At 62.3% G+C, this 10,776-nt stretch carries 11 protein-coding genes; 10 read left to right on the top strand and 1 reads right to left on the bottom strand.

Annotation, left to right across the window (positions count from 1 at the left end; all coding sequences use genetic code 11):
• Positions 1 to 310 precede the first annotated feature (310 nt).
• The 10 genes from JYJ39_RS08445 to cobA all read left to right on the top strand — a co-directional run bounded on the left by JYJ39_RS08445 (position 311) and on the right by cobA (position 10,070).
• Complete coding sequence (locus JYJ39_RS08445; protein WP_205203588.1) at positions 311 to 1,987, top strand: cytochrome D1 domain-containing protein; 1,677 nt, start codon at positions 311 to 313, stop codon at positions 1,985 to 1,987.
• Between the two features lie 89 nt (positions 1,988 to 2,076).
• Entirely contained in the window at positions 2,077 to 2,889 is an 813-nt protein-coding gene (locus tag JYJ39_RS08440; protein WP_240189602.1) for an ethylbenzene dehydrogenase-related protein, read from the top strand.
• A complete protein-coding gene (locus JYJ39_RS08435; RefSeq protein WP_240189601.1) occupies positions 2,867 to 3,274 on the top strand; it encodes a c-type cytochrome in 408 nt (135 codons plus the stop codon). Before JYJ39_RS08440 ends, JYJ39_RS08435 begins: the two co-directional genes overlap by 23 nt.
• Before the next feature lie 70 nt (positions 3,275 to 3,344).
• Positions 3,345 to 4,517 carry a cytochrome D1 domain-containing protein gene (locus JYJ39_RS08430; protein ID WP_275887966.1) on the top strand — a complete coding sequence of 391 codons (1,173 nt, stop codon included), beginning with the start codon at positions 3,345 to 3,347 and terminating at the stop codon, positions 4,515 to 4,517.
• A complete protein-coding gene (locus tag JYJ39_RS08425) occupies positions 4,518 to 5,480 on the top strand; it encodes an Lrp/AsnC family transcriptional regulator (protein WP_205203586.1) in 963 nt (320 codons plus the stop codon).
• Positions 5,473 to 5,952 carry an Lrp/AsnC family transcriptional regulator gene (locus JYJ39_RS08420; protein WP_205203585.1) on the top strand — a complete coding sequence of 160 codons (480 nt, stop codon included), beginning with the start codon at positions 5,473 to 5,475 and terminating at the stop codon, positions 5,950 to 5,952. Before JYJ39_RS08425 ends, JYJ39_RS08420 begins: the two co-directional genes overlap by 8 nt.
• Complete coding sequence (locus tag JYJ39_RS08415; RefSeq protein WP_205203584.1) at positions 5,945 to 6,418, top strand: Lrp/AsnC family transcriptional regulator; 474 nt, start codon at positions 5,945 to 5,947, stop codon at positions 6,416 to 6,418. Before JYJ39_RS08420 ends, JYJ39_RS08415 begins: the two co-directional genes overlap by 8 nt.
• A gap of 11 nt (positions 6,419 to 6,429) precedes the next feature.
• Entirely contained in the window at positions 6,430 to 7,569 is a 1,140-nt protein-coding gene (gene nirJ / locus JYJ39_RS08410) for a heme d1 biosynthesis radical SAM protein NirJ (RefSeq protein ID WP_205203582.1), read from the top strand.
• Positions 7,570 to 7,593: 24 nt separating this feature from the next.
• Entirely contained in the window at positions 7,594 to 9,192 is a 1,599-nt protein-coding gene (locus JYJ39_RS08405; RefSeq protein WP_205203580.1) for a cytochrome D1 domain-containing protein, read from the top strand.
• 44 nt (positions 9,193 to 9,236) lie between these two features.
• The gene (gene cobA / locus JYJ39_RS08400; RefSeq protein WP_240189600.1) at positions 9,237 to 10,070 is read left to right on the top strand and encodes a uroporphyrinogen-III C-methyltransferase; all 834 of its coding nucleotides are present in this window, start codon (positions 9,237 to 9,239) and stop codon (positions 10,068 to 10,070) included.
• Between the two features lie 10 nt (positions 10,071 to 10,080).
• Here cobA and gph read toward each other — a convergent pair whose 3' ends face one another.
• Positions 10,081 to 10,749: a phosphoglycolate phosphatase gene (gph, locus tag JYJ39_RS08395; RefSeq protein WP_205203576.1), complete on the bottom strand. Its 669-nt coding sequence runs from the start codon at positions 10,747 to 10,749 to the stop codon at positions 10,081 to 10,083.
• Positions 10,750 to 10,776: the final 27 nt, after the last annotated feature.

Raw genomic sequence — 10,776 nt, 5'->3', positions numbered from 1 at the left:
GTGCCATCGATTTCGTAAAAATACCGCTCATGGTGCCCTCCTTTGTGACGGTGACCGGATTCTCGGCGCCGTGAGAGGGGGATTCCATGATGCGCATCAAGGAAGGCCAGGCCTTGGGAATCCTTGTGCCATGCGGGTTTGAGGCAAATCAAATCAGGCGGAACGGGAGCGGAAAAAGCGGAAAAAACCCTAATTCGGGTGGTGTGATTTAGGAATCATCAAAGACACCAGGGGGGTCCGCCGGGAAACTTGAGCGCATTGCTCCGGGGGTTCGGTCGCAATAAATTCGATTTAATACAGGAGAGTAGACATGAAGATGAAGTCGCTAGGGGTACTCGCTTTGACCGTCATGGCAGGTGCCATGAGCTCGGCCTTTGCTCAGTCGGCAGCGCCGGCCATGACCGATGCCGAGAAGGAGCAGGCCAAGAAGATTTACTTCGAGCGTTGCGCCGGGTGTCACGGTGTGCTGCGTAAAGGCGCCACCGGCAAGAACCTGGAGCCGCACTGGACGAAGAAGGATGCCAGCGGCAAGGTGACCGAAGGGGGTACGCTCAAGCTGGGCCAGAATCGTCTGGAAAAGATCATCGCCTTCGGTACCGATGGCGGCATGGTGAACTTCGACGACATCCTGACCAAACAGGAAATCAATCTGATGTCGCGTTACATCCAGAATGTGCCGGATGTGCCGCCGGAATACAGCCTCAAGGAGACGATGGATTCCTGGAAGTTGATCGTGCCGGTGGAAAAGCGCCCGACCAAGCAGATGAACAAGATCAATCTTGAAAACATCTTCTCCGTCACCCTGCGCGACACGGGCGAAGTGGCCCTGATCGACGGCGACACCAAGGAAATCCGTTCCATCGTCAAAACCGGCTACGCCGTGCATATCTCGCGCTTGTCCGCGTCCGGTCGCTACGTTTACGTGATTGGCCGCGACGGTCGTCTGTCGCTGATCGACCTGTGGATGGAAAAACCGGCCGTGGTTGCCGAGCTGAAGATCGGTTTCGATGCCCGTTCGGTCGATACCTCGAAGTTCAAGGGCTTTGAAGACAAGTACGCGATTGCCGGTTCCTACTGGCCGCCGCAGTTCGTCATCATGGACGGCGAAACCCTGAAACCGCGCAAGGTGGTGTCCACCCGCGGCATGACGGTCGATGGCGAATACCATCCGGAACCGCGCGTGGCCTCCATCGTTTCCTCCTTCATCAAGCCGGAATGGGTGGTGAACATCAAGGAAACCGGCCAGATCCTGCTGGTGGATTACTCCGACATCGAAAACCTGAAGACCACCACCATCGCTTCCGCCAAGTTCCTGCATGACGGCGGCTGGGATGCCTCCAAGCGCTACTTCCTGGTGGCCGCCAATGCCTCCAACAAGATTGCGGCGGTCGATACCAAGGAAGGCAAGCTGGCCGCCTTGGTCGATGTCGCCAAGATCCCGCACCCGGGCCGTGGCGCCAACTTCGTGCATCCGCAATATGGTCCGGTGTGGGCGACCGGTCACCTCGGCGCGGATGTCGTGACGCTGATCTCGACGCCGTCCGATGATCCGAAGTTTGCCAAGTACAAGGAGTACAACTGGAAGGTGGTGCAGGAGATCAAACACGTGCCGGGCAACCTGTTCGTGAAGACGCACCCGGTGTCGAAGCACTTCTGGGCCGACGCGCCGCAGAACCCGGACAAGGATCTGGCGGAATCGGTTGCCGTCTGGGACATGGCCGATCTGTCTAAACCCAAGGCCATCCTCAACGTCGCCAAGGACTCCGGTCTGCCGCCGACCAAGGCCGTCAAGCGCGCCGTGCATCCGGAATACTCGAAGGACGGCAAGGAAGTGTGGATCTCGCTGTGGGGTGGCAAGACCGACCAGTCGGCCATCGTGGTGTATGACGACACGACGCTCAAGGTCAAGAAGGTGATCACCGATCCGAAGATGATTACCCCGACCGGCAAGTTCAACGTTTACAACACCCAGCACGACATCTACTAAGCCTGTTGTGCTTTTGATGTGAAGCAAGGAGACGGGGGCGCAAGCCCCCGTAATCTCTTGTCCGTGGGGATTTATTCTGTGAGAGGTGAATGATGAGATATGCATTGCACGCGGCGGCTGTCCTGGTGGGCGGCTTGAGCTTGTCTCCCCTGGCGTTCGCAGCGCCGGACTGGACTTCGGTGCCGGCTACGACCATTCATGTGTTCCACCCGGGCGTGACCCCGTGGGAGTGGATCGAGAGCAAGGGCAAACATGGCGGCAGCCGGGGTCTGAGCCGGGGTGAAAGCTGTGCGGGGTGCCACGTCGAGAATGGCGAGATCAACGTCGATCTAGAACGTATGGCGGGCGAGCTGGACCCCAAGGGCGGGCCAGCGGTGCGCGCTTTCCCGGTCCAGGTGCAGGCGGCTTACGATGCGGGGCAGCTGTACGTGCGCATGAGCTTCAAGGCGCCGGCGGGCGGGATCGACAAGTCGGACAAGGACAATGCAGTGAAGGCCACCGTGCTGTTCCCCAATGCCGAAGTGCCGATGGCTGAGCAGGTCGGCTGCTGGGCAACCTGCCACCAGGACGCCAGGACCATGCCGGACGGCAAGGACAAGACCAAATACACCAGCGCCGGTGCCTATGAATTGATGCAGTGGGCGAGTTCCGGCAAGGTGGCGGACGGCAGCATTACCGATCAGCGCCGCATGGAAGGCGGCCAGGCCGGCGTCAAGGCCGAGGGTGCCAAGCAGGGCGATACCTGGACGGTGACCTTCAGTCGTAAATTGCCTGCCAGCCCGACGGTGCATTTCGGTATTGCCGTGCATGCAGACCATGCTGCCGGTCGTTTCCACCATGTTTCCTTCGGTCATACGATTGGTCTGGGAGCAGAGGGCGATGTCAAGGCCAAGAAGTTCTAGGGCGGCGTTACGCCGCAAGGCGGCCTGGCGCTGGCTGGCGCGATCCACGCTGGCGCTGGCCGGGGCCCTGCTGATGCTGTTTCAGGCAACCGCAGAGGCCAGCGGTGCCGCGGCGGAAACGGCTGCCGTGCCCGGCATGGAACGCCAGCGCCAGCTGGTGCACATGGTGCGCCAGGAGTGCGGCTCCTGCCATGGCATGAGCTTGCAGGGCGGATTGGGGCCGGCGCTGCTACCGGCGGATCTGCAGGAAAAATCCGCCGAAGGTCTGGCGGCGACCATTTACCACGGTCGCCACGGCACGGCCATGCCGCCCTGGCAGCGGTTCCTGACGGAAGCCGAGGCGACCTGGATCGTCGAGCGTCTGCTGGCCGGTTTCCCCGAGTAATGCGCTGATGGGCGTGGCCCATCGTTTTTTCACTGGCTGTGTGCAGCCATTTCTTGCCAGGGGTGTGTCCATGCGTCGCCTGCTCGTCCTGTTTTTCGTCACCCTGTTGCTGGGCTGTGCCAGCACGGCGCCGACCGCGCCGCGCGCCACCGGCGATCTGGTACTCATCATCGAACGCGCCAGCGGCCATGTCACCCTGGCCAGCACCACTAGCCGCCAGCCCTATGCCCGCATCGGCGGTCTGGGCGATCTATCGCATGCCTCCGCCGTGTATTCGCGCGATGGCCGCTACGCTTATGTCTTCGGGCGCGACGGTGCGCTGAGCAAGATCGACATGCTGGAAGCACGGGTGGTCAAGCGGGTGGTGCAGAGCGGCAACGCCATTGGCGGTTCGATCTCGCAGGATGGACGCATCGTGGTGGCGCAGAACTACACACCGGGCGGCATCAAGGCCTTCGATGCGGAAACGCTGGAGCTGCTGTCGGAAGTGCCGGCCGAGTATGCGCCGGGGCAGTTTTCCAAGGTGGTTGGTCTGGCCGACACTGCCGGCAACAAATTCGCTTATGCGCTGTTCGAGGCGGGTGAAATCTGGGTCACCGATTTCAGCAATCCACGCCAGCCGCAGACGCAACGCTTCCCGGCCGGCAAGAACCCCTACGATGGCCTGGTGACGCCCGATGGCCGCTATTTCATGGCCGGCCTGTTCGGTGAAGACGGCATTGCCCTGCTTGATCTGTGGCAGACCGACCGGGGCGCGCGCAAGATACTGCAGAACTATGGGCGCGGTGAGGAGCGTTTGCCGGTGTACAAGATGCCGCACCTGCGTGGCTGGACCATGGCGCAGGGCAAGGTGTATCTGCCGGCGGTCGGGCGGCATGAAGTGCTGGTGGTCGATGCCACGACCTGGCAGGAAGTCGGGCGGATTCCGGTACGCGGCCAGCCGGTGTTTGTCATGGCGCGACCGGATGGGCGGCAGATCTGGGTCAATTTCTCTTTCCCCGATTACAGCAAGATCGATGTCATCGATACCCTGCAGGGCAAGGTGGTGAGCCAACTGGAACCGGGCAAGGGCATCCTGCACATGGAATTTACCCCGCGCGGCGAACATGTCTGGCTGTCGGCACGCGATGATCACAAAATTTTGATTTACAGCACGGAAACCCTTACTCAGATCGGGGACATTAAGGCCGACGCGCCCTCGGGAATTTTCTTTTCCAGCCGCGCCCACCGTATTGGCTTCTAAATGACATCCGAACTCACCTTCCGTCTGCTCAACGATTACCAGCGTGACTTTCCCCTGGTGGCGCGGCCTTTTGCCGCGCTGGCCACGACGCTGGGATGTACAGAAGACAGGGTGATCGAGCAGCTGCAGCACATGCACGCCGACGGGCGCATCTCGCGCATTGGCGCCGTGCTGCGCCCGGGGTGTTTCGGTGCCTCGACCCTGGTGGCGATGGCCGTGCCGGCAGCGCGTCTGGCGGAGGTGGCCGGGCTGGTGAATGCGTTTCCCGGTGTCAACCACAACTACCAGCGTGAACACGCGTACAACCTGTGGTTCGTGCTGACGGCGGGCGACAGCGGGGCGCTGACTCAGACGTTGCGCCAGATCGAAATGCAAAGTGGTCTGGCGACCTTGTCGCTGCCGATGGAAAAGGCCTACCACATCGACCTGGGTTTTCCCCTGTGCGGTGGCGCCAGGCCCCGGCAGCGCAGCGTAGCGGCCGCGGTGCAATCCCTGTCGGCGCAGCAGAAAACCATCCTGGCCCGGCTGCAGGAAGGCCTGCCCCTGGTCAGTGCGCCGTATCACCACATGGCGGCAGACTGCGCGCTGCCGGAAACGGAATTCGTGCAGCAACTGACGGACTGGCTGGCAGTCGGCGCGATCAGCCGCTTGGGTGTGGTGGTCCGCCACCGCGAACTGGGGTTTGCCGCCAATGCCATGCTGGTGCATGACATTCCCGACCATGCGGTGGATGCCGTGGCAGCGCAACTGGCGCAGGAAGATGCGGTGACCTTGTGCTACCGCCGCCCGCGCCACCTGCCGCAGTGGCCGTACAACCTCTTCTGCATGATCCACGGCCAGTGCCGGAGCGCGGTGGAGGCGGCCATCACTGCCTTGCGTGCGCGTCACGCCCTGCATGACACGGCGCACGCCGTGCTTTTTTCCCGCCAGTGTTTCAAGCAGACGGGGGCGCGCTATGTCTGACGCCATGGCCCTCGATCCGCTGGAGCGCAGCATCATCGATCACTTGCAGGGCGGTTTTCCCGTGTGTTCCCACCCCTATGCGGTGGCGGCTGCCCGTCTGGGTATGCAGGAAAGCGAGTTGATTGCGCGCATCAAAAATCTGTTGCAGCGCGGCGTGCTGACGCGTTTCGGGCCGCTGTTCCAGGTCGAGCGGGTGGGTGGTGCCTTCGTGCTGGCGGCGCTGGAAGTTCCGGAAGCCGACTGGGAGCGGGTGCTGGCGGTGGTCAATGCGCTGCCGCAGGTGGCACACAATTATCGGCGTGAGCATCGTTTCAATATGTGGTTCGTGTTGGCGACCGAAACTCCGGCAGGGATTGCCGAGGCAATTGCCTGCATCGAAGCCGGTACCGGCCTGAGGGTGCATGCTTTTCCCAAGGAAAAGGAATATTTCGTGGAAATGAAGCTGGCCAGCCGCGGGGGGCGCTATGGATGATTTCGCGCGTCGCCTGATCCTGGCGACCCAGCAGGGCCTGCCGCTGACCCCGGAACCTTATGCCGAACTGGCGCGGACCCTGGGTTGCGACGAGGCGACAGTCCTCGCCGGCATTGAGGATCTGCTTGCCCGCGGCGTGATCCGGCGCATCGGCGTGGTGCCCAATCACTACGCCATCGGCTATAGCGCCAATGGCATGAGCGTGTGGGATGTCGACGATGCCGTGGTCGATGCCCTGGGCGAGCGCATCGGCCAGCTGCCTTTCGTCACCCACTGCTACCGCCGGCCGCGCCATCTGCCCGACTGGCCGTACAACCTGTTTGCCATGCTGCATGGCGGCAACCGGGACGAAGTCATGGTGCACGTCGAAGAAGTGCGCGCGCTTCTGGGGGAAGCCTGTCGCAGCAGTGATGTGCTGTTTTCCACCCAGATCCTCAAGAAAACCGGGCTGCGGCTCACCGCCTGACAGGAGTAGGCATGTTTCGTATCAGTCAGTTCATCGCCGAAATCGACACTCCGACGCCCGTCGGGCCGCATCGCTCGCCGCCGGGTCCGGTCGTGATCTGGAACCTGCTGCGCCGCTGCAACCTGACCTGCCGCCACTGTTACTCGGTGTCGACCAATACGCATTTCCCGGGCGAGTTGAGTACCGAGGAAATCTACCGTGTGCAGGATGATCTCAAGGCCGCCCGCGTCCCGGTGCTGATTCTCTCCGGTGGCGAGCCGCTGCTGCATCCGGACATCTACGCCATTGCTCGGCGTGCCAAAAGCATGGGCTTTTATGTCGCGCTGTCGTCCAATGGCACGCTGATCGATGCAAGCAATATTGCCGCCATTGCCGAGTGTGATTTCGACTACGTCGGCATTTCGCTCGATGGCCTAGGCGCGACGCACGATCGTTTCCGCCAGCAGCAGGGGGCCTTTGATGCCTCCTTGCACGCCATTCGCCTGTGCCGTGACCATGGCCTGAAGATTGGCGTGCGCTACACCATGACACGCGACAATGCCGACGATTTGCCCGGCCTGCTGCAACTGGTCGAGGATGAGGGGATCGATCGTTTCTATTTTTCCCACCTCAACTATGCCGGGCGCGGTAATAAAAATCGTGCCGAAGACGCGCAGCACAAACTGACGCGCCAGGCGATGGAATTGCTGTTCGACACCTGTCTCGCCTATCGTCGGCGGGGTGTGCACAAGGAATTCACCACCGGTAACAACGATGCCGACGGGCCGTTCTTCCTGCACTGGGTGCGCCGGCATTTTCCGCAGCAGGCCGAGCACATTGCCGGCAAGCTGCGCCAGTGGGGTGGCAATGCTTCCGGCCAGAATGTGGCCAATATCGACAACCTGGGCGTCGTGCATCCCGACACCATGTGGTGGCACTACCCGCTCGCCAACGTGCGGGACAAGGCGTTTGGCGCTATCTGGGCCGATCTGTCTGATCCCCTGATGGCCGGGCTCAAACAGCGCCCGCGTCCGGTCGAGGGGCGCTGTGCCGGCTGTGCGCATCTGGCGATCTGCAATGGCAACACCCGGGTGCGGGCACAGCAACTGACCGGCAACCTGTGGGCGGAAGATCCCGGTTGCTATCTGACCGACGCCGAAATCGCCGCCTGAACCAGGCTACCCAAAGGAAACCCCATGTGCTCGCGCAATCACCCCGGAAAAATCACCCCAGTCGCCGCCAGGTGGACCTTCCTGGCGCTGCTGTTCGCCGCCGTGGCCGCTCCCGCGCTGGCGGCAGACGATACTGCGGCGCTGTATCAGAAGCATTGCGCCAGTTGCCACGGTGTTGACCGCCTCGGCGGCATGGGGCCGGCGCTGCTGCCGGAAAATCTGGGGCGCTTGCGCAAGGGTGAAGCCAGCAAGGTGATCGCCGAAGGCCGGCCGGCGACGCAGATGGAAGGTTTCGCCAAGCATCTCGACGCTGCGCAAATCGATGCCTTGCAGGCCTATATCTACACGCCGCCAGTGGTTAGTCCGCGCTGGGATGAAGCCGATATCAAGGCATCGCACATCGTTCATGCCGATGCGAAGCAATTGCCCCACCGGCCTTCCTTCAAGGCCGACCCGATGAATCTCTTCATCGTTGTCGAAAGTGGCGATCATCACGTGTCCATTCTCGATGGCGACACGCTTGAGCCCATCCACCGCTTTCAGTCCCGCTTTGCCCTGCACGGTGGACCGAAGTTCTCGCCGGACGGGCGGTTCGTCTATTTCGCCTCGCGCGATGGCTGGGTGACCAAGTACGACATCTGGAACCTGACGCCAGTGGCTGAAGTGCGGGCCGGCATCAATACCCGTAATGCAGCCGTCTCGGGCGATGGCAACTATGTCGCCATCGCCAATTACCTGCCGCACAGTCTGGTGATTCTCGACAGCGACCTCAAGCCCGTGCGCGTGCTGCCGGTGACGGACAAGGATGGCAAGCACAGCTCGCGGGTATCGGCGGTGTACGACGCCGCGCCGCGACAGAGTTTTGTGGCCGCACTGAAGGATGTGAACGAAGTCTGGGAGATTTCCTACGACCCGAAACACCCGGACATCGCGGTCGGCTGGGTGCACGATTTCCAGTACAAGGAAGGGGCCTTCATCCCTGGCTTCCTCAACCCGCAACGCACCAAGACCGAGGGTTATCTCGACGACTTTTTCTTCACCCAGGATTACAACGACCTGATGGGTGCCTCGCGGGAAGGCGGCCGCGGACAGGTGATCAACCTCGATGCGCGCAAGAAGGTGGCCGAACTGCAATTGCCCGGCATGCCACACCTGGGGTCCGGCATTACCTGGGCCTGGCAGGGGAAAACCGTGATGGCAACGCCCAATCTGAACGAAGGGCTGGTCAGCATCATCGACACCGGCAACTGGCAGCTGATCAAGAGCATTCCCACCCTGGGGCCGGGCTTTTTCATGCGCAGTCATGAAAAGAGCCGTTACGCCTGGACCGATTCGATGATGCACCGGGAACACCGCGACACCTTGCAGGTCATCGACAAGGAGACACTGGAGATCGTGGCGCGCCTGCGCCCGGAACCGGGCAAGACGCTGGCGCATGTCGAATTCACGCGCGATGGGCGCTACGTATTGGCGAGCCTGTGGGAGCGCAAGGCAGCAGGGGGGGCGCTGATCGTGTTTGATGCGGCGACACTCAAGGAGGTCAAGCGTATTCCGATGGACAAACCTGTCGGTAAGTACAATCTGCACAACAAAATCACCCGCTCGGAAGGGACCAGTCACTGAGTCGGTGGGAAGCAATGCGCCAATGGAAAAAGGGGGAAAAGATCATGCTCGGTAAAGTCAGTCTGGTGGGTGCTGGGTCGGGTGACCCGGAATTGCTCACGTTGCGCGCCTATCGCCTGATCCGCGAGGCGGAGGCGGTGGTGTACGACAATCTGGTCGGTGATGAGGTGATTGCGCTCATTTCTCCTGCGGCGCGTACGGTGTATGCCGGCAAGGAGTCCGGGCGACATGCCCTGCCGCAGGATCGCATCAATGAACTGCTGGTCAGTCTCGCCCGCGAGGGCCTGCACGTGGTGCGTCTGAAAGGTGGCGACCCCTTCATTTTCGGTCGTGGCGGGGAGGAAATGGCGGCGCTGGAAGCGGCCGGGATTCCGTTCGAGATTGTCCCCGGGGTGACCACGGCGTCTGCTGTCGGTGCTTACACCGGCGTACCGCTGACGCACCGGGCGCATGCCTGCACCCTGGTGCTGACGACGGGCCATCTGAAGGAAGGTTCGCTCGATCTCGACTGGGATGTGCTGGCCCGCGAGCGGCAGACGCTGGTGGTGTACATGGGACTGGCCGCCTTGCCGAAGGTCTGCGCCCAACTCATGGCGCACGGTCTGCCGGCGACGACGCCGGGTCTGGTGGTGCAATCGGCGACGACGCGAGGTCAGCGGAGCGTGGCCGCGCCCATTGCGGAACTGGCCGAGAAGGTGGCAGCGGCCGACCTGCAGTCGCCCGCACTGATCGTGATCGGTGCGGTGGCGGGCAATTACTCTGCCAAACGCGAGGCCGGTTTGCTGGCCGCACGTTATGGCGCGTCGGCCGGAGTCCCGGTGGCGGACAGCGCGCCGCTGCAATCGCTCAATCTGGAATGCGCGGTGAGCATGGCCTGACGGCCCGGCTTCAGCGCGCCGGCAATTGCGCCAGGCGCAAGGCGGTGGCGATGTCGGCCACCAGGGCGTCGCATTCGTCGGCACGCAGCGGTTCGCCACCGTGGTAGCCGTAGGGTACGGCGTACACGGCACAACCGGCGTTGCGGGCGGTAGCGATATCGTGGCGGGAATCGCCGATGTGCAGATTCCCCGCCACCGCCCGCTCCATCGTGGCGCAGGCGTGCAGCAGCGGGGCGGGATGTGGTTTGCGCTGCGCGGTCGTGTCGCCGCCGACGACGACCGGGAAAAAGGGGGTTAGCGCGAGTTTCTCCAGCAACTGCAGGGTGAACGCTTCTGGTTTGTTGGTGACTACGGCCATCGCAATGCCGGTGGCCTGCCAGGCGTGCAGGGCTTCTTCCACACCCGGGTAACAGCGGGTCAGGGTGCCGTTGGTGAGCGCGTAATGATGACGGAAGGTGGCGATGCCACGCGCCAGCAGTGCGGCATCCGGTGGCGCAGCGAAGGTCAGGCAGCGTTCCACCAGCACGGCCATGCCCTCGCCTACGAAACGGCCGATCTCGTCCAAGCTGCGGCTTGGCAAGCCAAGCTCCTGCAGCATTCGCTGACAGGCTGTGCAGAGATCAGGCAGGCTGTCGACCAGCGTGCCATCGAGATCGAAAGTGACGGAAGTGAATTGCATGCCTTGTCGATTCTTGCGGACAGGGTT

This window comes from Azonexus hydrophilus, assembly GCF_905120355.1.
In the GTDB taxonomy this organism is placed as follows: domain Bacteria; phylum Pseudomonadota; class Gammaproteobacteria; order Burkholderiales; family Rhodocyclaceae; genus Azonexus.
This window is presented reverse-complemented; position numbering and strand designations above follow the sequence as displayed.